Annotated in this window: 21 protein-coding genes; 6 read left to right on the top strand and 15 right to left on the bottom strand. The window is 31.6% G+C overall.

All coding sequences use genetic code 11. The features are described 5' to 3' along the window. Positions 1-282: 282 nt before the first annotated feature. From Q0807_RS18310 to Q0807_RS18295, 4 genes are read right to left on the bottom strand one after another with little or no spacing between them, the layout of a single operon-like run. The gene (locus Q0807_RS18310; protein ID WP_301161968.1) at positions 283-1,236 is read right to left on the bottom strand and encodes a MoxR family ATPase; all 954 of its coding nucleotides are present in this window, start codon (positions 1,234-1,236) and stop codon (positions 283-285) included. A 6-nt stretch (positions 1,237-1,242) separates the two neighbouring features. Next, the gene (locus Q0807_RS18305; RefSeq protein WP_301161967.1) at positions 1,243-2,697 is read right to left on the bottom strand and encodes a peptidylprolyl isomerase; all 1,455 of its coding nucleotides are present in this window, start codon (positions 2,695-2,697) and stop codon (positions 1,243-1,245) included. Beyond that, positions 2,645-3,496 carry a peptidyl-prolyl cis-trans isomerase gene (locus Q0807_RS18300; RefSeq protein WP_301161966.1) on the bottom strand — a complete coding sequence of 284 codons (852 nt, stop codon included), beginning with the start codon at positions 3,494-3,496 and terminating at the stop codon, positions 2,645-2,647. Before Q0807_RS18300 ends, Q0807_RS18305 begins: the two co-directional genes overlap by 53 nt. 10 nt (positions 3,497-3,506) lie before the next feature. Next, positions 3,507-5,456: a peptidylprolyl isomerase gene (locus Q0807_RS18295; RefSeq protein WP_301161965.1), complete on the bottom strand. Its 1,950-nt coding sequence runs from the start codon at positions 5,454-5,456 to the stop codon at positions 3,507-3,509. Positions 5,457-5,713: 257 nt separating this feature from the next. Here Q0807_RS18295 and Q0807_RS18290 point away from each other — a divergent pair, with 257 nt between their 5' ends. Beyond that, positions 5,714-6,172 (top strand): SRPBCC family protein, encoded by a 459-nt coding sequence (locus Q0807_RS18290; RefSeq protein ID WP_301161964.1) that lies wholly within the window; start codon positions 5,714-5,716, stop codon positions 6,170-6,172. Positions 6,173-6,184: 12 nt separating this feature from the next. Next, positions 6,185-6,427: a hypothetical protein gene (locus tag Q0807_RS18285; protein WP_301161998.1), complete on the top strand. Its 243-nt coding sequence runs from the start codon at positions 6,185-6,187 to the stop codon at positions 6,425-6,427. Between the two features lie 36 nt (positions 6,428-6,463). Here Q0807_RS18285 and Q0807_RS18280 read toward each other — a convergent pair whose 3' ends face one another. The 11 genes from Q0807_RS18280 to Q0807_RS18230 all read right to left on the bottom strand — a co-directional run bounded on the left by Q0807_RS18280 (position 6,464) and on the right by Q0807_RS18230 (position 19,289). Beyond that, a complete protein-coding gene (locus Q0807_RS18280) occupies positions 6,464-7,603 on the bottom strand; it encodes a lycopene cyclase family protein (protein WP_301161963.1) in 1,140 nt (379 codons plus the stop codon). 126 nt (positions 7,604-7,729) lie between these two features. After that, positions 7,730-9,202, bottom strand: coding sequence for an IMP dehydrogenase (guaB, locus tag Q0807_RS18275; RefSeq protein WP_301161962.1), 1,473 nt, complete (start codon positions 9,200-9,202; stop codon positions 7,730-7,732). A 285-nt stretch (positions 9,203-9,487) separates the two neighbouring features. After that, positions 9,488-11,914, bottom strand: a complete 2,427-nt coding sequence (locus tag Q0807_RS18270; protein WP_301161961.1) for a TonB-dependent receptor — start codon at positions 11,912-11,914, stop codon at positions 9,488-9,490. Further along, positions 11,895-13,259: an HTTM domain-containing protein gene (locus tag Q0807_RS18265; RefSeq protein WP_301161960.1), complete on the bottom strand. Its 1,365-nt coding sequence runs from the start codon at positions 13,257-13,259 to the stop codon at positions 11,895-11,897. The genes Q0807_RS18270 and Q0807_RS18265 overlap by 20 nt, the downstream gene beginning before the upstream one ends. Before the next feature lie 57 nt (positions 13,260-13,316). Next, a complete protein-coding gene (locus Q0807_RS18260; protein ID WP_301161959.1) occupies positions 13,317-14,429 on the bottom strand; it encodes an imelysin family protein in 1,113 nt (370 codons plus the stop codon). An 86-nt stretch (positions 14,430-14,515) separates the two neighbouring features. Then, positions 14,516-15,706 (bottom strand): DUF4856 domain-containing protein, encoded by a 1,191-nt coding sequence (locus tag Q0807_RS18255; protein ID WP_301161958.1) that lies wholly within the window; start codon positions 15,704-15,706, stop codon positions 14,516-14,518. Between the two features lie 228 nt (positions 15,707-15,934). Continuing rightward, positions 15,935-16,798, bottom strand: a complete 864-nt coding sequence (locus tag Q0807_RS18250; protein ID WP_301161957.1) for a hydroxymethylglutaryl-CoA lyase — start codon at positions 16,796-16,798, stop codon at positions 15,935-15,937. Positions 16,799-16,841: 43 nt separating this feature from the next. Continuing rightward, a complete protein-coding gene (locus Q0807_RS18245) occupies positions 16,842-16,991 on the bottom strand; it encodes a hypothetical protein (RefSeq protein WP_301161956.1) in 150 nt (49 codons plus the stop codon). 21 nt (positions 16,992-17,012) lie between these two features. After that, positions 17,013-17,591, bottom strand: coding sequence for a hypothetical protein (locus tag Q0807_RS18240; protein WP_299112617.1), 579 nt, complete (start codon positions 17,589-17,591; stop codon positions 17,013-17,015). A gap of 4 nt (positions 17,592-17,595) precedes the next feature. Further along, entirely contained in the window at positions 17,596-18,213 is a 618-nt protein-coding gene (locus Q0807_RS18235) for a LysE family translocator (protein ID WP_301161997.1), read from the bottom strand. A gap of 47 nt (positions 18,214-18,260) precedes the next feature. Further along, on the bottom strand, positions 18,261-19,289 hold the full coding sequence (locus tag Q0807_RS18230) for a quinone-dependent dihydroorotate dehydrogenase (RefSeq protein ID WP_299112614.1): 1,029 nt from the start codon (positions 19,287-19,289) through the stop codon (positions 18,261-18,263). A gap of 138 nt (positions 19,290-19,427) precedes the next feature. On the opposite strand from Q0807_RS18230, the gene Q0807_RS18225 reads away from it, so the two are divergent. The 4 genes from Q0807_RS18225 to Q0807_RS18210 all read left to right on the top strand — a co-directional run bounded on the left by Q0807_RS18225 (position 19,428) and on the right by Q0807_RS18210 (position 22,772). After that, the gene (locus tag Q0807_RS18225) at positions 19,428-20,258 is read left to right on the top strand and encodes a universal stress protein (RefSeq protein WP_299112612.1); all 831 of its coding nucleotides are present in this window, start codon (positions 19,428-19,430) and stop codon (positions 20,256-20,258) included. A gap of 16 nt (positions 20,259-20,274) precedes the next feature. Further along, positions 20,275-21,504 carry a peptidase T gene (gene pepT, locus Q0807_RS18220; RefSeq protein WP_299112610.1) on the top strand — a complete coding sequence of 410 codons (1,230 nt, stop codon included), beginning with the start codon at positions 20,275-20,277 and terminating at the stop codon, positions 21,502-21,504. A gap of 119 nt (positions 21,505-21,623) precedes the next feature. Continuing rightward, complete coding sequence (locus Q0807_RS18215; protein WP_299112608.1) at positions 21,624-21,989, top strand: DUF2200 domain-containing protein; 366 nt, start codon at positions 21,624-21,626, stop codon at positions 21,987-21,989. A 57-nt stretch (positions 21,990-22,046) separates the two neighbouring features. Then, a complete protein-coding gene (locus Q0807_RS18210; RefSeq protein ID WP_299112606.1) occupies positions 22,047-22,772 on the top strand; it encodes an SMI1/KNR4 family protein in 726 nt (241 codons plus the stop codon). The last annotated feature ends 16 nt before the right edge of the window (positions 22,773-22,788 follow it).

Below are 22,788 nucleotides of genomic sequence, written 5' to 3'. Positions count from 1 at the left end.
TATCGTTAACAGGAGAAAAATCAATCTAAATTTGGGATTTAGAAATAATGACTTACAACAATATTTATGTTGCTCTCATCGAGATAAACAACCGAGTTAGTGTTTTCTAAAATAATTATAAACCTAAAAAAAAGTAATGATATCTGCGAATGTTTCAATACAGCTTCCCTCAATTAAGAAAAGTGCTCCACATCTTATAATTCATGAGGCTGCTGCCGAAGCGATTCCAAGTTTAGAAATAAGAAATATTAAAATTGTTCTTGTAAAGTTTTTAAATTTCATCTAAAACAAACTCTGAATAATCTTCTCATCAGTGACACCTTCAGCTTCCGCTTTGTAGTTTTTAATAATTCTGTGTCTTAGAATACCTGTAGCCACAGCTTGGACATCTTCTATATCTGGAGAAAATTTTCCGTTTGTTGCTGCATGTGTTTTCGCAGCTAAGATAAGGTTCTGCGACGCTCTTGGTCCCGCTCCCCAACCTACAAACTCTTTTACAATATCTGCAGCAGTATCTTCTTTAGGTCTTGTTTTACCAACTAAAGAAACGGCATATTCTATAACATTGTCTGCAACAGGAATACGACGAATGACATTCTGAAATTCAATAATTTCTTCAGCTGTAAATAACGAATTTACCGTCATTTTAACATCTGTAGTTGTTGCTTTAACAACATCTACTTCTTCTTGAAATGAAGGATATTCTAGATTAATAGCAAACATAAAACGGTCTAATTGTGCCTCTGGTAAAGGATAAGTTCCTTCTTGCTCAATTGGGTTTTGTGTTGCTAAAACAAAATAAGGTAAGCTTAATTTATACTGATGACCTGCAACAGTAACTGAGCGCTCTTGCATAGCTTCTAATAAAGCTGCTTGTGTTTTTGGAGGCGTTCTATTAATCTCATCTGCTAAAATAATATTAGAAAAGATAGGACCTTTTATAAATTTGAATTGTCTATTCTCATCTAAAATCTCACTCCCTAAAATATCACTTGGCATTAAATCTGGCGTAAACTGAATACGTTTAAAATTTAAACCTAAAGCTTGCGCAATGGTATTAACCATTAATGTTTTTGCTAAACCAGGTACACCAACCAAAAGTGAATGTCCACCAGAAAAGATTGAAATCAAAATCTGATTTACAACCTCATCTTGACCAATAATAACTTTGGCAACTTCTTCTTTTAGTGCAGCAAATTTTTTTACAAAATTTTCGATTTTAGCAACGTCAGACATAAACTATTATTTTTTTAACCAGTTACTTTGAAAATCACAATCTCTATACTCACCATTGATTTTAATGTAAGTTTCAGAAATTGTTTCTTTCTGCCATTTTTCTACAGCTTTAATTTGCTTGTCTTGTAACGCTAAATTTTTAATCTTTAAATAATCCTTAGCAAAGTCTGCTTCGTGATCATCTATACGGTCTGTAACGGTTAATATCTTAAATTTAATTCTGTTTATACGATCTTCATCTTGTAAAACTTCACTAATCTCACCATCCTTTAAATCTTGAATCTGAGAATAAAGCTCTGGCTCCATTCTTGTTAGTTCAAAATTAAAATCTTGTGTTGTAGGATTTGTTAGTTGTCCGCCTTCATATTTAGTTTCTTCTTCATCACTAAACTCTCTTGCCGCTTCAGCAAATGTTAGTGTTCCGTCAACAATCTTTTCTCTTACTTCTTTGATTTTATCATTTGCTTTTTTAATAGCATCTTGAGTTAACTCTGGACGCAATAAAATGTGTCTAACATCGTACTCTTGACCTCTAATTTTTTCTAACAATATAATATGGTAACCAAAATCTGTCGCAAAAGGCTCAGAAATTTCACCTTCTTGCATAGAGAAAGCAACTTCTCTAAATTCCTTCACCATTCTTGGCTGCTTTCTATTAAGCGTGTATTTTCCACCTGTTGGTTTAGATGCAGAATCTTCAGTGTAAAAAAGAACCTTAGTTGTAAAACTAGATCCATTTTCTTCTATATCAGTTTTAAATCCTTTTAGTTTATCAATAACAGCTTGCTTTGCTTCTTCTGTTACTTCAGGAATTACTACAATTTGTGCTAATTTTAATTCTGTACCAAACGTTGGACGTTCGTCTTTTGGAATATCATTAAAAAATGTACGAACCTCTTCTGGTGTTACTTCAATATCTCCAGTAATTTTAGCTTGCATTTCTTGAGCGAGATAATTGTTTTTATTTATCTCATACATCTCATCTCTTAAAGCTTTCTCAGAATCTTTTTTGTAGTACTCTAACATTTTATCCATGTCACCATTCAATTGACCTAATATGCCTTGAAATTGCTGATCAACACGAGACTGAATCTGTAATTCATTCACCAAAATACTATCTTGTATCGCTTGGTGCGCATACAATTTACTTTCTAGTAAACTACCAAAAAGCTCACATCTTGTTAAATCACCTAAATCTGCTCCTTGTGCTTTAAACTGCTCAATTTCTCTATCTAAATCAGATTCTAATAGAATAAAATCACCAACAACAGCGGCAACACCATCTGCTTTGATACGTGTCTTATTAGTAACACTATCTTTAACTTTTTCTACGACTGGTTTTTCGTCTTCAATAATCTCTTGAGCATTGATAAAACCGAAGGATATAAAGCAAACTAATAAGGTTGCTTTAGTTATAAATTTGGAATTGATTGTTTTTAATAGCATCTTTTGTAATATCATTTTCGAGTTGCTTGATGAGCTCTAATTTTCTCTTGTTTATAACAATTTTTTTAATCGATGAATTCACATAATTCAAAGGTGCATAATCGTTTTGAAGTCGCACGTCATTAACTTGCATCAAATATAGGTTTAATGAATCTTTGAGTTGTAAGAAATTAGTTTTTTTTAACAGTTGATTTTTATTCGTCTCTGTTATTATAGGAATTTTATCTGCTACACGATTCAGTTTTAACCAAAGTGAATCATTTAACGAGTAAGATATAAACTGAACAGAAATAGAGTCTAAATAACTCTTATCCTTTGCTTTAAAGCGTTTAAATCGTATTTTAATTGAATCTAAATTTACCGGATTTAATGGTAGACTTATATATCTAAACTGAATTAAGTTGTCGTTGAGTTTAAAGGATTCTTTATTAGCTTCATAAAACAATTGTGCCTCTTCTGGTTGTACTAGTGTATCAATGTTCTTTTTAACTAAACCTTCTAAATAAGCCTTGGTATATAAATCTACTTTATACTGTTCTACCAATTTAGAAAAACCGGTTTGTTTTTCTTCAGACAAATTAACCAATGCACCATCCATTAAAAGCAATTGTCTTGCCCAACGGTTTACATAAGCGTTAACCATTAACGTACTGTCCTCTTTTGTTGTCCCTTTTGGCACAATATCTTCGATATCTTCTTTATAGAGGTAAGACTCATTTACCCTAGCAATGGGTGTACGATTATCAGATTTTTTAAAAAAATCACAACTCGTAAAAAGTAAACTTATTAGTAATATGTATAACGTATGTTTCAAAAAGTGGCTTTTAGTTTCCTATTTTAGATTTAACAGTTTTTAGAACATCATCGTTTACTTCTACTTTAAAACGACTATACAAATCCTTAACCCAATTTGTTTCTAATACAGCTTGGTAATCATTAATAACGCGACCTTTAGCTTCTTCTAAAGTTTTAACTCTCGCTGGTAGTACTTCTTTTACTCTAATAATATGAAATGCTTCGTTATGATTATTATAAACATCCGAAAGTCCTTTTTTAACTTCAAAATTAGATGGTAAAACTGGATCGTTAACACTATAAATACCTTTAGTAAAAATAACATTCTCTTCGTCTCCTTTGTTTAAGGCCTCCTTTATTTCATCTTCAGACTTTCCTTTCTTCATTAATTTACGAAGCTTCTTTAAATTAGATTTATCTGATGACGTTGCAATAACAACATCTACTCTATCTGTCCATTTGTAATTAGCTTTGTTATCATTATAATATGCTTCTAAACCAAGAGTGTCCTTTGACGCCTTGTTCCAGATTTCCTTCTCCATTAAATCAAATAACAAAAGTCCATCTCTATATTCCTTTAAGATATTTGCATAATCTTTGTTCTCAACTTCTAAATTCTCTTCTCTATATTTAAAAATAGATGTTTCAAAAAAGCTCTTAAATTCTTTATCTACTATAGTTGCAAATGGCATTTTTTTATTCGAATATAGACGTTGTGAATTAAATAAGTGCTTTGCAAATGCCTCATAAGAGAAAGCTCTATCATTAATAGTAAAAACTGCTTCCGTTTTATTTAAATCTTCTGGTATTTCCCAAGCACGACTATAAAATTTCTCATTTAATATTTTAACAAAATATGCTTTAGCCTCTGAGTTATAATTGATTTTATACTTCTTCTTCAACTTAGCAACCATTGCTTCGTTAATTAACTTAGACCTTGAGTCCCTTTTAACACGTGCTACAAAATTTTCTTTTACATCCTCTAATGGCGCAATTGGTTCTAAATCTATTCGTTTTACAATGTGCCATCCATAATCTGTTTTAAAAGGCTTGCTAAAATCTCCATTATTCTTTAATCCAAATGCTTCATCTTCAAATTTAATAGAACTTAACTGACCACTTTTAAAAGGTGTTAATTTTCCGCCATTATTAGCAGAACTCTTATCCTCTGAAAACTGCTTTGCTAAAGCTTCAAAATTTTCACCTTGTTCTAACTTCTTGTAGATTGTATTGATTCGTTCTTCTGGATTTACTAAAGTATCTTTTGGAGACAAATTAATCATAATATGTGCTGCAGTAACTGTACCTCTAGAAGCACGTCTATCGTTTACTTTAACAACATGATAACCAAACTGTGTTCTAAATGGCATTGATATTTCGCCTGCAGGTGTATTAAAAGCGGCTGTTTCAAAATCATAAACCATTTTAAAGGCTGAAAAATATCCCAAGTCTTCTAAGAAAATAGTTTCTCCATTATGCATTTTTGCTTTAACTGTATCATAACCTTCTTTTAGAGCACGATTTCTCAATTCTAAAACTTGGTTATAAGCTGCAATAGTATCTTTTTCCGATGGGTCTAAGCGTACTAAAATGTGTGAAGCATTTATATCTATATTACTACGCTTGTAAGCTTCTTCAACTAACTCATCCGTTACTTTGTTCTCTGAGATGTAATTTTTAATAAGTTGCTTTTTATAGCGTGTAAACTCGCGTTGGTAGTTTTTATCTTCATTTAGCTTAAGACGTTTAGCTTCTTGAAGTTTTAATTGATATTCTGTAAATAAAGTTAAATAACCATCAATATCTTTTTGACTTTCGTCCTTTACTAAATCTAAGTTTTTATTATAAACTCTTAAAAATTCTGATGCCATAATTGGCTCACCACCTACTTTAAGTAGTACTTCATCTTTATCTTGAGAAAACGAAACGTTTAGCGCTAAAAGCACAACGAACAAACACTTGAATTTTAATGACTTCATTTAAACTAATTTTATTTTGAAACTTTTAATGTATGTGACTGTTTTTTCAAACTGAGCAAAAATAACATAAATAGCTAATTTAACAAGCCGTTTAAATTGCAATATTTTTATGATTACTGCTAGTTACGTAGTAAAAATCATACCAGTTTAACAACTCAGAAAGTTTAACGTTGATTTTAACAAATAAAACTATAAGAACGTCGATTAGTCCAAATAATTGCTAACACTTTTTTTACATTTGTTTAAAATCCCTCATAATGCAATACGTTACCGAAGTTCTTATTAAGAAGTCGATTTCAGAAGTTATAGAAAAACTAGACTCGACCGAAAACCTAAAGCATTGGCATAATGGTTTAGTGAGTACCGAACATATTTCTGGCACACCAAATGAACTTGGTGCAACTATGCGATTAAATTACAGCTTTGGCAAACGAACAATGCAAATCATTGAAACGGTTACTAAGCAAAACTTCCCTAATGAATTTCATGCATCATATACTACAGAAGGTGTGCGTAACATTCAGGAAAATTACTTTAAATCTACACAAGACAATTACACTCAGTGGACTTCTAAAAACGAATTTCAACCTACAAGTTTTAAAATGAGTGCAATGTTATTTTTTATGCCACGCGCATTTAAAAAACAAACAAAAACGTACTTAAATAATTTTAAAAACTTTGTTGAAAACGGAACTTCAATTCTTAAATCTGCCTAATTAAGACGATATATAATGCGACAATTAAAACTGATTTGGGATTTTAGAGGACCTGCTGCAGAAAAAACAGCGGAACACCATGTTATACATCTCAAGGAATATATTGCAATCAACAAACTAGATATTACAATTGTTGAAATGGAAACTATAAGCGATATGCATACCTTAGCTTATTTAGTAGTTGCCGAATCTGAAATGAAACCGATTAGAGATGCTTTAAAACCTCATCGTGGACAGGTTTATTCAGGAGAATAGATTGTTTATATTTCTCGTTATCTCAATATTTTTTTTCTAAAAAAGTCGTTTAATAAACGCTTGTATAAATCGTTTTGGAGGAACTGACAGTATTATTTTTAAGTCTTCAATTATAGTAGATTCTTCATCTAGAAATCTAAACACTGTTTTAATATTTGCTTTCTTAAACATAGAGGCAAACATTGCTGCACCTTCCCCATTATGATTTGCCAAAACATCTAAAAAAATTAAATCATAGAACCAGAATTTTGATTTTTTATGAAACTTAGATAAATCGTTTTTTGTCTTTAAAAATGCAACAACTTCTTTAGTCTTTTTTGATGTATTTTTAAACGTATAGCCTGTACTAGCTTTTGTCCAGCCACCCGCTGTCCCTATATTTAAAACATGCTGAGAATTTATGTTCTTAAATTTAAAGGATGTCATTGGTATATTTCCCTTTTCTACTTCTACAATGGTGTAATCTGATATGTTTTTATTTTCTAAATATAATTTTATAGCATCTTCATATTCAGAATGTTGCAATAAGTCTTTTGAAAACAAGGTATACTCAAACAACGCAGTCCTTCTAGTAACAGGTAAAACATACATAAAGCATGTATTATCATTCTGTTCTACTGAAAAATCCATGAATGTGGCTTTAGAATCATCAAATACATCTTCCTGCACTTTCACAAACCAACCAACAAAATGCTGATGTATTAATGGATATTTATCTTGAGATTTATAGACTTCAGCATTTGGTAAACTATTAAAAAGTTTTAATCCTAAATACCGCCCTTTTGAAGTAATTATTTGAACCTCATTCTTTAATTCTGAAAAGCTATTAATTGTATCTTCAATAAAAGTGAAATTAGATTTTGCATTGATGCTTTCCCAAAGTGAATTGTAAAAAGCTTCACTCCTTATCATTTTATATTTATAAGGTGCAATGGGTATTGTTTTAGAAAATTGTGCACTTCCAAAATAAATATTCGACCATGTTTTGGTTACAACCTCATCCCATTCACCTTCGTTTTCTTCCCAAAAACACCAAGTTCTATCGTTTCCTTTGTTTTTAGATTTATCAATGATTAAAATTGATTTATCATCAAAAAACGAATCATTAGCCATACGAGAAGCCAACATTAAACCTGCTGCTCCTGCTCCTAAAATTATGTAATCGTATGTAACCAAGATTATGATATAGAATTTGAAATGTAAAATTAGCCAACGCCTTACGCAAAATCTAATATTTTACACAAAAAAAACAGCATCTCTCAATGCTGTTTTCAATTTTATAAAAATAAGATTAATCTTTTATTAACGTGAGTAATTTGGAGCTTCCTTTGTAATGGTTACATCATGAGGATGGCTTTCATTAATACCAGAACTTGTAATTTTAACAAAGCGTCCTGTTTCTTTTAGAGTGGCTACATCTTTTGCTCCACAATAACCCATTCCTGCTCTAAGTCCACCAATAAATTGGTGAATACTTTCTTCTAATTCTCCTTTGTAAGGTACACGACCTACAATACCTTCTGGCACTAATTTTTTAATATCATCTTCTACATCTTGAAAATAACGGTCTTTACTTCCTTGCTTCATGGCTTCAACAGAACCCATTCCTCTGTAAGATTTAAATTTTCGGCCTTCGTATATAATCGTCTCTCCTGGACTTTCTTTTGTTCCTGCTAACAGAGAACCTAACATTACCGTATCTGCACCAGCAGCAATGGCTTTAGGTATATCACCTGTATAACGAATTCCTCCATCTGCAATTACTGGAACTCCCGTACCTTTTATAGCTGCTGCAACTTCTAATACTGCAGAAAACTGAGGAAAACCAACACCTGCTACTACTCTTGTGGTACAAATAGAACCTGGACCAATACCTACTTTTACAGCATCCGCTCCTGCTTCTACTAAATATTTTGCCGCTTCTCCTGTTGCAATGTTTCCAACAATAACGTCTAGTTTAGGGAATTTCTTCTTTATTTCTTTCAAAACCATTACCACACCTTTGGTATGTCCATGAGCTGTATCTATAATTACAGCATCTACACCAGCTTTTACTAAAGCAGAAGCTCTTTCTACAGCATCACCTGTTACACCAATGGCAGCAGCAACACGTAATCTTCCGTAAGTATCTTTGTTTGCATTTGGTTTTTGAGTCACCTTAGTGATATCTCTAAAGGTAATTAGTCCTTTTAAAATATAATTATCATCAACGATAAGTAATTTTTCAATCTTGTTTTGTTGAAGAATTTTTTCAGCATCTTTTAAAGATGTACCAACTGCAGCTGTAACTAAATTTTCTTTAGTCATTACTTCTACTATCGGTTTTGCATTTTCATGCTCAAAACGTAAATCTCTATTGGTTACAATACCTGTTAATTTTCCGTTTTCATCTACAATAGGTATTCCACCAATGCCATGCTCTGCCATATTAGACTTCGCATCAAAAACTGTAGCTGTTAATGGCAATGTCACAGGGTCTATAATCATACCGCTTTCTGCACGCTTTACGCGACGCACTTTATCAGCTTGCTGATCAATAGTCATGTTTTTATGCAACACACCAATACCGCCTTCTTGTGCCATGGCAATTGCCATTTTACTTTCAGTAACAGTATCCATTGCTGCGGAAATCACAGGAATGTTGATTGTAATGTTTTTTGTAAATTTTGTTTGAATATTAACTTCTCTAGGAAGAACTTCAGAAAATGCTGGAACTAAGAGTACGTCATCGTAAGTAAGACCTTCTCCAACAATTTTATTTTCGTGTGCTGTCATGGCAATTAAGATATAATTGCATACAAAGATACATCTTATTTTTCTTAATGAGAAAATAAAAACACCACAACTAATACGATTACTTTAAGCGGCAGAAAAACAGAAACTAATTATGTGCTTTGCAATAAACTCTAAGCCTTTCTATGGCAAAATTATAGCGGTTTTCGGCAAGTGTCATATCACCTATAAACCTGATTTTTTTAGGAACAACTAAACGATAAAACCATTTCCCTTTTGCTATTTTTTCAATTTGTTTTAGCTTTTGGCAGTTAAGTATAGAAATTTTTACAATTTAACTTCCAATGTTACATACCAGTTACGAGGTGCAGATGGAATAATTCCTGGTCCAGGGTAACCTGTTGCTCTTCTTGTAAAATAAGCATTATCGAGTAAGTTATTAACTCCTGTTTCTAATTTGAAAATTTTATAAGCGTAAGATAACGATAAATCCAATATATCATATTCGGGAATTTCACCAATTACACCACTTAAATTTGAGTCTATAGAATTAGTAGCATCTGTAAATTGACTTCCTAAATAAGTGTATTGCATATTTGCCATTAGGTTTTTATAACCGAATCGCAATCCTGTTTTTAGGTTTAAGTCTGGCACAAATTCTACTTCATTACCTTCAATTCCTACTTGATCTGAATTGGTATATTCTGATTTAATAACTGATGTATTTACAAAATAATTTAAGCTGAAGTCATTATTCATTTTGAATATTTTCTTCAAGTTAAAATCAAACAAAGACTCAACTCCATACATAACTGCGTCACCAATATTTCCACGCTCGCTGACTACACGACCATCATCTAACCCTTTCTGTACAAATCCGATTCTTCTATTGTAAAATAATGCGAATGCACCTACATCATAAGATACAATACTTTTAAAATTACCACGTAAACCTAAATCAATAGTAAATCCTTCTTCATCTGTAATATTAGGATTGATAGCAAAAGCAGGATTGATAATATTTATATCAGAAAAAGTTACTGATCGGTAATTTTGAGAAATATTTCCATAAGCCTCTAAACTTGTACTTGGTTTGTAGCTTAATCCTAAGCCTAGCAACACAAAATTACGTTCGAAATCTCGATTATCTTCCACAGTTTCCTCAAAGATGACGTTACCAGCCGCATCTGTATTGATACGCTTATAAAAACCATCACTTTCTGTTTTAATATATTCGAATCTAAAACCTGGTGTAACAGAAAACTTATCGTTTAGGTAAAAAATATTTTCGCCAAATACGGCAACGTTTAAATTAGGGAAATCAAATTGAGATTGATCCGAATAATTTGGAAACTCGTCTGTTCTAATATTAAAGTCTGCTTCTACACCATCAGAACCTGGACCTTGTTGCTGGCTGTTATTTGCATTATAAAACTTGGAACCTATTAAAAATGTCGCATTTTTATTAAAAACCTGATATTTACTCAATATCCGTGTTTCAAAACCATAATTATTAAAATCACCTTTTATTAAATCTCGTTCTTCACCAGGATCCAATTGGTCTACTCTATTAGTTCTAAAACCAAGGGCATCTCTTGAAGCATTTAACCCAAAAAAATTGAAGGTGAAATTGGTGTTTTCAGAAAATTGATGTGAGAATTTAAGATTATACAATAACCAATCGACTTCAAACCAATTTCGAGCTCTATTACTTTGATAAGGGTCATCGTTAAACATATCGTCAGTTAATCCGCCAGCTTGCTGTGCTAAGTAATTTAAATACGTTACTTCACCCGTTAATGCTGTATTATCATTAAATTGATAACCAATATGCGCATAGACGTTTTTAGATTCGAATTCTGAATTTGATCTAAAACCATCTCCTTTTTTATAATTAAAAAACGTATAATAACTCCATTTACCTTTTGTACCACTAAGGCTTGTAAAATTAGTGTATAAACCGAAACTCCCTAAAGTGTTTCTAGTTACTAGTTCAATAGGTTTATTGGGATTTGGTTCTTTCATTACAAAATTAATAAGTCCTCCAAACTGTGTGCCGTATTGCAGAGAAGCTGCACCACGGATTACTTGAATCTGTTTTAGCCCTTCCGTTGCAGGAGAATAATAACTCTCTGGATATCCTAATACATCAGCACTGATATCGTAACCATTTTGTCTCGTATTAAAATTTGCTGTTCGATTGGGATCTAAACCTCGACCACCAATATTTAGTTGCAATCCTGCATCATCGTTTTGATAAATATTTAAACCAGCAACTTGACTATAAATTTGCCTAGCGTTATTAGTTGCTAAATTTGCCATAGATTGTTCTACCAAAACAACTTCTGTTTTTTTACCTGCATAAATAGCTGTTTCTTCAACGTCACTTAACCTACTTAATTCAAAAACTTTATCTTTCCTTGCTGTAATCTCAACTGCTGTTAATTCTTCTCCTATCGCCTCCAATTGTTGATATAAAACCACATCAGCTTCAACAATTATTTCTACTTCTATAATTTGAAATTCATAAGAAAAGAATACCAACTTTAATTTCTCTTTTTTTGTGGTAAACTCATAATAACCTGTAGCATTTGTTTTAGCCAACAAGCCTGAAATCTTATCATAAATCTCCACATTATTTATGGGTTGTTGAGTTGCCTTGTTCTTTATAATACCAGACACCTTTTGCTGTCCATTTAGCGTAAATGCCGTTATTATAATTATTATAAGTAAACTATAGTCCTTTAATTTCATCCTTAAATGGTAAAATCCAATTTTTAGTTTTTAATGATTCTGTTTGTTTTAGTAAATCTACTTTAGGATTTATAAAACGTTCGCTTGAGCGACCGTTGAGAGCCACATAGCTATCAACGTAAATTTCAATATTTTTATGACCTTGAGCTAAGAAATGTTGCTCTAAGTACTTAGCATATTCAAGAATAAAATCGGGCTGTGAACTCATTTGTTTTTCTTGAAACGGTGTTAAAAAATCTGAATTGTTTACGGAAAATGAATGACCCGTTTCAGCGTTAACAATTTTAAATTCTGCATAACCTGCTTTTTCCATTAGCATCACGCGCCAAGAAAAGCGGTAACCTTCCTCTGTCCAAAACAATTCGTTTGGATACAATACATAACGAAACGGTAAAAGTAATTGAATAGTAAAAAACAAACCTAATATTGGCAGAATTATCTTTTCATTTGAAACCTTATAGCTTAAATTTTCTAAGTTTGAAGCTTTCAATTTAAAAAAACTAAATAGTCCTCTAATTACATTTAGAATACGCTCATGAACTCCATAATCAAAGAAAATTAAGGTACCAACAATCATCACATATGGAAACATACCAATTGGAAACAGTACTCTTGTAAATACATGAAAGAATACGACTAACACAAAAGCAAAAATTCGTGTTCGCTTATAAAGTAATAAAAATGGGATAGTTAAATCGTATAACATACCAGACCAACTCATTGCAATATGAAACCACTCTTGCTGCATTAGACTTTGGCCAATAAAAGGTAAATCGTACTTTGAAGGCAACCATATTTTTAAAGGCATTGCCTTAAACAACCAATCACTGTTTATCTTAGCTAAACCTGCATAAACGTACACAATACCTAGAAGTAACTTTATACAATCAATAGTCCACTTAGGGATTTGGTTATATTGTTTTTTTCTAATAAAAGCATCTATTGAAAAATAAGTATTAGCTGGTAAAAAGCACATTAAAAAACTCAATACACTTATAAAATAATAGTGATTAAGATAAGTGGTTTTATCCATCAATTCTATATAAGTAAAACTTAAAAAGAATGTGATTATTGCAATTCTATACTTAAACCCTAAGGCTACAAAAAGTGCTGATAATCCACAGATAAAAAAAATGAGATAGCTATAAACACCTATAGGTTTTATAAATTCTAAGCCATAATAAGAGAAGTGAAATTTTGGTTCTAAATACAATTTTTCAATCCAACCGTAAGACCAAAACCTTATGATACTCGCTAACATCATAATACCAAAACCTATTCTAAACACAGACAAAGGAGCTGCATTAGTTTGGATATTTAAATATGTTGTTAGTTTATTTGGCATAAAGCAAAAAAAAGGACTCTCATTGAAGAGAATCCTTTTGAAATTTTTTAGTTTTTTCTAATCACCATCTGCATCTACATAATCAACGCTAATATTAATGGCTTGTAACATATCTACTTTTAAAAGCACAACTGCCATTTGCAAAGCATCAAATGTTTCTGTCATTTTAGTATTATCGCTATTAATCTGGTTGGTGAAACTATCATCTAAACTGTCTATATTAGCCTGAGCGGTATCAAACTGATCGTTAATTAAGACGCTTAAGTCTTCACCATTTTTTATAGTATTTAAATAATCTAAATACGAAGCTAAACTTTCGTCAGTGACATTACTAGTATAAGCTTTTCCATTAAAAAAGTCTTTAACTGCACCCATAGCTTCTGTTGCTAATGCTTTAGAAACATCGTTTCTATAATAGCCTTCAACCTTTTCTGGTAAAGGTGTGGTTGAGAAATTACCTGCTGGTATTCCTATTTTATTAGCTCTTAACCCTTTTTCATAATAGTAAATAAAGTCATTTACCAACTTATTTAAAGAACCAGTTACTGTATTATTGGTGTTATTAATAAATGTTTGTCTGTAAGTTGACCAGTTAGAAGTCACGTCTTGAGTTAACGCTTTCATCTGATTAGTTAAGTCTGAAGCGTACGTCAAATATTTAGACGCTTCTGTATTTGTAGTGTAAAACTCTAATATATCTGCATCGTCATCTGCTAAACCATATAACATATAATCTAAAGCCGGAAAGCCAACAGCATCATTATTGTTAACATTAGTTAAATCATAACTCTGAGATTCAATATTACTTTGAATATCAGAAACATTAGTTGGATAGATATTCATTTGAAAAGCGAAGTTAATTTCTTCTGCTCTACCAATATTAAACATTTCAGCATATTGCCAAACCTTGTAAGCATTGTACCAAGATGTTCTAAACTCATTAAGAGTTGTTTGATTTGGTGTAGTAACGAAAGCATCTTTTTTAACAACCAAGTCTGCAAGTAGCGTATTTAAATCATCATAAATAGGAACTATTATATTATCTGCCCAATTGGTTAACAATGCTGTTCTATCAAAATTATCGCTAGTATTACCAGAGCCATCATCTGAAGAACTACAAGCTAAGGCTATAAAAACGAATGCGATAAGAACTAGTACTTTCTTAAACATAATTATTTTTTTATTGGTTGCAAAGATAAATAAGCATAAGCTTTCTACCTAAAGAAAGTTTATGCTTATAATTAATTTCTATAATATTAACTTCCAGCTTGCTCAACTGTAAAATTAAAACGCGAAGCAATATCTTCAGATATACTATCTAATGTCTCAGAAGTTACATCCCAAAACCCATTTGCTGTCATTAATTCCGAAACAAAGGCATCAACCTCAGATTTAGTAAAGTATGGACTTGAAGTTCCTGGTTGACGCGTAAATTGTAAACTGTATACAAATCCAAAACCTTCAGATAAATCGTGAAAAGCACTTCCGTAATCTGTACCTAAGTTAGTTTTACCTTGTTGTAAATAATATACAGCTCTAATAGCAATAATTTCAGAAATTTTTTCTCTGATAATTTCTGCTTGTTGATCTCTAACAGTATAGTTTTTTGATACAATTGCTGCTCTACCTAACTTAAATGCATTATAAATATCATCAGCAATACCTGCAAAATCTTCATCATCTTCTACACGAGATAAATACTTATTTAAAAAGCTATCTTGATTTAATTGTGGTGCTAAAGCATCATCAGTACCATACAGGTAACCAAAAGCTTCGTCCCACTTGTGCTCCATTGTTGTATAATTATTAGAACCATCTAATACATCACTGTCATTATTAGTTATATTGTCACCAGCGTCTAAAACTGAAGGACTTAAATAATTATTAAGTATTTGGTCTGCAATTAATGCACCAATTAAAGATTTATTAATAGCTTGGTTATATTCTAAACCTTTTGAATTTACATAGCGAATAGATCCTCCACCAGCTTCTTGTATTTGACCTGCTGTACCAGATACTGCAATAGTATTCCAATTAGGAAACACGTCATTAACTTGATTAGCTATCCAGCCATCAAGCTCTGATTTAATAGCATTTCCATCTGTTGTGTTTGCCGAAAAATAGTCATTAGATGCAGCTGTTTTACTTCTAATATCTTTTCCTGAAGTATTTAATTCACTTGTAGAAAAATAATCGCCTGTATTAGTAAACATACCATCTAATTCCACTTCTGTTTTAGTATTATCGCTTAATGCTGACACAAATTCTACTCCCATTAAAATACGTGATGTTTGACCACCATAATTTACAGTTGTAACTCCATTTCTTTCAAATTGATATGTGGCAGGCGCAACAACTTGCGACCCTGAACTTCCGTTGTCATCATCACTAGAACATGAGGTTAACATGCTTCCTACTATAAATAAACTTAATACTAATTTTTTCATTTTTGGCTGGTTTATTATTCTTATTTAGACTTGATATGAATTGTTTTTCATTTAAAGCTGCAAATTTATAACAGAATAGTAATTACACAAAGTTTATTTAGATTAATTTTAAATAAACTTTGTAATTAAACTGAAATGCAATAAAAAATAATGAAATATTTGTTTATTCAAAGAAGTAAAAAATTGACTACCAGTCAAATAAGAACAGCCTCAATAAGAAATAAGATATTAATGATACTTTGAGAAAATTTTAGTCGCCTCATTATGCGAACTCTCAAAACACATAGCATTAAGATTATGTGCCTTCTTTTGTGTGAAATACGAAAGCATCTTTTCAGTTGGCATATTACCCGTTAAAACATCTTTAGCCATTGGACAACCACCATAACCCTGTATAGCACCATCAAAACGTCGACAACCAGCTTGGTACGCTGCATCAATTTTCTCAAACCAACTTGATGGTGTAGTGTGCAGATGTGCTCCGAATTCGATATTAGAATACGTAGGAATTAAATTTGAAAATAAATAATTAATATTATCTGGATCAGAGCTTCCAATGGTATCACTAAGTGATAAAATTTTAACGCCCATATTAGATAAACGTTCTGTCCACTCACCTACAATATCTACATTCCAAGGGTCGCCATAAGGATTGCCAAATCCCATAGATATATAAACTACCACTTCTTTATTGCTTTTATCTGCAATTTCTAATATTTCAGAAAGTGTAACAACAGATTGTGCAATAGTTTTATGCGTGTTACGCATTTGAAAGTTCTCAGAAATGGAAAACGGAAAGCCTAAATAATCAATTTCAGAATGTTTTGAAGCGTCTGTTGCACCTCGAGTATTAGCAATAATAGCCAATAGTTTACTTTCGGTTTTACTTAAATCTAATTGTGCTAAAACTTCAGCTGTATCTACCATTTGCGGAATCGCTTTTGGAGATACAAAACTTCCAAAATCAATAGTATCAAAACCAACACGAAGTAAAGATTGAATGTATTGTACCTTCTTTTCTGTTGGTATAAACTCCTTAATGCCTTGCATAGCATCTCTCGGACATTCTATTATTTTAACGGCTTTATTCATTGGTTCAAATATACGGTTTAGTCTTTCGATTTAAAAACAATACTTAAGAATTGAATAGTGCTTCACCCAAAAATCCTAACCAAATAGCAAAACCTGAAATTCCACCAACTAATCCTGAAACTATAAATGTAAATCGGTATTTAATTGGAATGATTTTAAAAACTACATAACAAGAAATGAGTAGTCCAATCATTAAAGCAATCGTTGGAATAATCTATTCATTAAGCCCCAAATATCTAGAAATCCTGAATTCATCTGTATGAAAATTTGATTTAGAATATAGCATTGACCCATAAATAGCTGTTATAAAATTAAAAACTTCACGCAAGACAAATAATGACATAAAAACAGCTAACCAATCCACAAGTTTAAATTGGTCTTTCCTTGTTTTCCGTCTTAAAAACAAAATAAATAAACCTATACAACTTGTGAGTAATGTTTGTGCAGGACCACCAATGGTAATCCATAAATCATGAATTTCATTTCTTGGATATCTATCTTTTATAATTAAATTATTCTCTTCTATTTTTAATTTTAAATCATTAGTCCAGTTTTCGTAATTTTCAAGCTTATATTTTTTTATTAAGTTTTCAATTTCTTTTACATTTTCATCTTCATAATAGCCCTTTTCAAAAAAACTCATACTACCATAATTCAGCTTTGTTTCGTAACCAAAATATTCTGCAACCGTTATATGTCCAAATTCGTGAGAAAGTGTTCCTATAATTGTAAATAGAATAAAAGAACAGAAAATAATAATTGAAAACTTAGGAAGAAAATTAAATTTTAGCATGTTACTAAGTTAGAATAAAAACTGCAATCCCAACAAAAACAACAATCTGCAGCCATTTTAATACTAAACCTGAGTTTTTATGATTTAGAGTAAAGGTTTTAATCTTACCTGCTAATAAGGCAATAGAAGAAAAGACAAGAAACGAAACCAACATAAAAATACCTCCCAAAATATAAAACTGAATTACCGTACTCATTGTTTCACTAAACAAAAATCCTGGGAAAAATGCCAAAAAGAAAATCATAACTTTAGGATTGAGTACATTCATGAAAAAACCTTGAACAAATAATTGTTTCAAACTTTTCTTAGGAATAACATCTGAATTTAAACTAATAGCTGCATCAGATTTAAAGACTTTATAAGCGAGGAAAAGAAGATAGCATGCACCTAAAAGTTTAATACCAAAGAATAAATTTTCATTAGCACTTATAACTGCAGAAACACCAAAAGCTAGTAACGTAGTATGGACTATACAGCCTGTAATTAATCCACAAACAGTTGCTAAGCCATAAGATTTACCATTGCTAATACTTTGTACTAAAACATAAATATTATCTGGTCCAGGCGAAATAGCCAAAACTGATGTCGCTAATGCAAATGATATGAGTATGTCGTAATTCAGGATATTTAGAGTGTGGTTTTTAAATTACGTTAAATCTAACTAATAGTTTACTTCAACAATGCCTTATTAATTTGTTTTATAAGAGAAGGACCTTCATAAATAAAACCAGTATAGACCTGCACTAAATCTGCACCTGCTGCAATCTTTTCTAAAGCATCTTCTGCAGAGTGAATACCTCCTACTCCAATAATAGGGAATGCTTTATTGCTTTTATTTGCTAAATACTGAATTACTTTGATAGACTTCTCCTTAATTGGTTGTCCGCTTAAACCACCATTGCCTATTTCGGTAAGTCGAGCATCACTTGCTTTTAAACCTGTTCTGTCAATAGATGTATTGCTAGCAATAACGCCATCGAGATTAGTTTCTGCAATTAGTTCTATAATTTCATCTAACTGAACGTCGTTAAGATCTGGTGCGATTTTAAGCAGAATAGGTTTCTGTTTATTAAATGTAGTATTGGCTTTTTGCACACTAGAAATCAACTCTAATAAATAATCTTTATCGTTTAATTTAGCATGGCTACCAACATTTGGGCAACTAACATTCAGCACAAAATAATCTACATAAGGGTGTAAAGCATTAAAACATTCTAGATAATCTTTAGTATAATCCTCCGGAAGCGTTTGTGTGTTTTTCCCAATGTTTCCGCCAATAATTAATTGGCCTTTATTCTTTTTAAGTTGTGTAATAGCAGCTTCTAGACCGTCATTATTAAAACCCATTCGGTTTATGATGCCTTTATCTGCTTTTAGCCTAAATAAACGTTGTTTTGGGTTTCCTTCTTGAGCCTTAGGTGTTACAGTTCCTATTTCTATAAAACCAAAACCGAAGTTTGCTAGGTCATTATATAAAACCGCATTTTTATCGAAACCTGCCGCTAAACCCACCGGATTTTTAAATTTTAATCCAAATAGCTCTCGTTCTAGTCGTTTGTCTTCAACCACATATAAGGATTTAAAGAGACTCCTAATACCTGGAATTTTAGATAAAGTTCTAATTAAAGAAAACGTAAAGTAATGAACCTTCTCTGGATCAAAACAAAATAAAATAGGTCTAATTATAGCTTTATACATAGTACTGATTTAGCAATGCAAAAATACACATCTCTTCTCTATTAAGGAAGTATTAATTTTTTTCATAAACTGTCCATTATCATTTTTAGAACTTTCTAATTTGATTAACTTTGAAATCAGAACCAAAACAAAATTATCATGAAAAAAATTATTGTCCCAGTAGATTTCTCAGAGTATTCTGAATATGCTCTAGAAACAGCAGCAGCTTTAGCAAAACAACATCAATCAGAATTGATTGTAATGCATATGTTAGAAATGTCTGAATCTATTATATCATCTAGCAGCGATAAACGTGGTGAAGAAAATGCATTTATGCTTATGGTGGCTAACAAAAAGTTTGAAGCTTTTTTAGATAAGCCTTACTTAGAAGATGTTAATGTAACTGCTTTAGTGAAATATCATAAAGTTTTAAAAGAAGTTGCAAAAGTTGCACTTGAAGAAAAAGCAGATATAATTGTAATGGGTTCTAGAGGTCATAGTGATCATGATGGTATCTTTACAGGATCTAACACAGAAAAAGTAGTACGTTACAGTGAAACACCTGTTTTAGTCGTAAAATCGCCATTAAAAGTTGTAGACTTTAATCATATTGTTTTAGCATGTGATTTCTCAGAAGAAAGTGTGCCTGCTGTTAAAAAAGCGATAGAGTTACTAGACAAATTAGGTAAGAAAACAACTTTATTAAATATAAACGCTCCAACTTTAGGCTTTTTAAGTACTGATGAAATAGATGAAAAAATTTCAGATTTTTTAGAATTAGCCAAATTAAATGCCTCTGACTTAAATATTGGTCGTATTTCTGATCATAATGTAGAAGATGGAGTTTTAAGTTTTGCAAGAAGAGAAAATGCAGATGCTGTATCTATGATTACACACGGAAGAAAGGGATTAAGCCACTTCTTTGGTGGTAGTATTTCTGAAGATGTTGTTAACCACAGTAAGCTTCCAGTAATTACATTTAAACTTTAATATAAAGACTAAATTTATGCAGCATATTATAGATCGTTTTATAAGTTACATTACTATAGACACAGAGTCTGACCCAAATTCTGAAACTACACCAAGCACAGCAAAACAATGGGATTTGGCTAATATATTAGTTGAAGAACTTAAGGCAATTGGTCTTAGTGATGTTACTATTGACGACAATGCATACATTATGGCAACATTACCTAGTAACGTTGATCATGAGGTACCAACCATTGGTTTTATTTCGCATTTTGATACATCACCAGATTTTACAGGTGCTAATATAAAGCCTCAAATTGTTGAGAATTATGATGGCAAAGACATCATCCTTAATGCTGAACAAGACATTGTATTATCTCCAGATTATTTTGAAGATTTATTAATGTACAAAGGTCAAACGTTAATTACAACGGATGGTACTACCCTTTTGGGTGCAGATGACAAAGCCGGAATTACGGAAATAGTCACTGCTATGGAATACCTTATTAATCATCCCGAAATTAAACACGGAACGATTAAAGTTGGTTTTACACCAGATGAAGAAATTGGCAGAGGTGCTCATAAATTTGATGTTGAAAAATTTGGTGCAGAATGGGCTTACACCATGGATGGTAGTCAAGTTGGCGAACTAGAATATGAAAACTTTAATGCTGCAGGTGCAAAAATTACTGTAAAGGGTAAAATTGTACATCCTGGTTATGCTAAAGGAAAGATGATTAACTCTATGTATTATGCTTCAGAGTTTATTAATATTCTTCCAAGATTAGAAACACCTGAACGTACAGAAGGTTACGAAGGCTTTTTCCATTTACATAATATGGAAGGTGAAGTTGAAGAAACAACACTTCAGTACATAATTAGAGATCACGACAAAGATAAGTTTGAAGCTCGTAAAGCTTTAATGCAAAAGATTGTTGATGATTTAAACGCTAAATACGAAAGTGAAGTTTTTAAACTCGAATTGAAGGATCAATACTTCAACATGAAAGAAAAAGTAGAACCTGTAATGCATATTGTAGATATTGCAGAAGAAGCTATGAAAGCTGTTGGTGTTACACCATTAATAAAAGCTATAAGAGGTGGAACTGACGGTTCCCAACTCTCTTATATGGGTTTACCTTGTCCTAATATTTTTGCAGGAGGCCACAACTTCCATGGTCGTTATGAATATGTCCCAGTAGAAAGTATACAGAAAGCTGTAGAGGTTATTGTAAAAATTGCAGAACTTACAGCGATTAAAAAGTAATTTTTAGTCACTATTATATTTAAGGAAGCAGTAAACTATACTTTTAGTTTACTGCTTTCTTTTTTCTTCTTAGATTTAAAACTCAGAATTGTTTTTATTTTCAATTTTAAACAAACAGTATGACTACAACACCAAAACATGATGAACGCGTAGCAAATCTAACTTTTGCTTCAGTATATCCACATTACTTGACCAAAGTTGAAAAAAAAGGAAGAACAAAGGCCGAATTACATTTAGTAATTGAATGGCTTACTAGTTTTAATGATAATAAATTGCAAGAACTCATAGACGATAAAGTAACTTTTAAAACTTTTTTTGAAAAAGCAAAACTAAACCCAAACGCCAAACTAATTAAAGGTGTTATCTGTGGTTATAGAATTGAAGATATTGAAACACAATTAACAAGAGAAGTAAGATATTTAGACAAACTAGTGGATGAATTATCTAAAGGACGTAAAATGGAAAAGATATTGCGTACTACTTAAATTTTAGAGCAAGAAGCAATATGAAAGACCATAGTCTAACGAACAAAATCATAATACATGACTAACATTGAAATCATAAACAAGCTGAAGTCATCCATTTTTAAAGATGAAGATAACGAAGACTATTCATTAAATTTTAAAGACGGGTTAACTACTGCAGAGATTAACGAACTGGCTAAATCTTTTCCTAATAAAAAAATTGATGATGAGCTAATTGAAATCCTAAAAGAGACAAGCGGTTGGGAAGATTATGGTTTAGACCAAATAGATTTTACATCTATAGGAGCATTCGGATTTACAGAATTATCTCCTAATTCCGTTACATTAGGACATGATGGTTTTGGAAATCATTGGATTTTAGATATTTTAAATGATGGCGCTTTAGGCTTTGTATATTATGCTTGCCATGATCCTGCTGTTTTTCTAAAATATGCAGATAATTTAAATGACTTTTTAAAAAGCATGTTAGAATTTCACCAATCACCAACAGAAAATTATCTAAATGAAATTCATGATAAAACAGTGTATGATGTATGGAAAAGCGACAAGAACCTGTTTGATAAAATTGATTTTGTACATGCCAATAAAGCCTATATCCCATTTTTAAATGAGTTTGAAGGTAATGATTGGGTTATAGCGGATTTAAGAAATGCAAAAAACAAAGATGGGTTTGCTTGGGGAAAATTTGGACCTAATAATTTAACAAAACGTCATCCTCAAGAATTAATTTGGGTAATTAAAAAGAAGAAAAAAGGCTTTTTTGAAAAGCTATTTGGCTATTAATTAATAGAAAAATCGA

The organism is uncultured Winogradskyella sp., from assembly GCF_947495255.1.
Taxonomy (GTDB): domain Bacteria; phylum Bacteroidota; class Bacteroidia; order Flavobacteriales; family Flavobacteriaceae; genus Winogradskyella.
The sequence above is the reverse complement of the archived record's forward strand: the minus strand, read 5'-3'. Positions and strand labels throughout refer to the sequence as shown.